This is a genomic window from Brevibacterium aurantiacum, from assembly GCF_007558825.1.
GTDB lineage: Bacteria > Actinomycetota > Actinomycetes > Actinomycetales > Brevibacteriaceae > Brevibacterium > Brevibacterium aurantiacum_A.
Window position 1 is genome coordinate 1 of the sequence record NZ_VLTK01000058.1, and the last position, 392, is coordinate 392.

General features: G+C 52.8%; 1 pseudogene. It reads left to right on the forward strand.

Annotated elements, in window-relative coordinates:
- Positions 1-124: 124 nt before the first annotated feature.
- Positions 125-392 (forward strand): annotated as a pseudogene (locus tag FO013_RS22235) (hypothetical protein); the annotation flags it as partial.

Here is a 392-nt window from a genome sequence, read left to right on the forward strand (position 1 = left end):
CAACAGTTAATACGATAGTCAAATAATGATCGAAGATAAATCGAAACTCATGGTGCAAAGAGGTGAAATGAATGTATAATTAAGAGAAGAGCAACAACGATGTTGGCGAATGGACTTCAACACCATGACTCTCACCCCCGACCGAACCCCAGGACACCCAGAAGAGCGTGACCCACGCCCCGGACCCGATGATGCTGTGGCGGGGAAAGATACGACTGATGCTTTGTCTTCTGTGGGAAAGCCGTCGTCGTCGACATGGGGACAGCAGTCTCTGTTCGACCAGCTCAAAGACTCCAACCTCGACCTCACCGGCCACCCACTCGCGGGCAAGTTCGAATCCCTCGCTGCCGTACCCACGGATGATCCACGTGAGTCGAATGATCGTGGTCAGG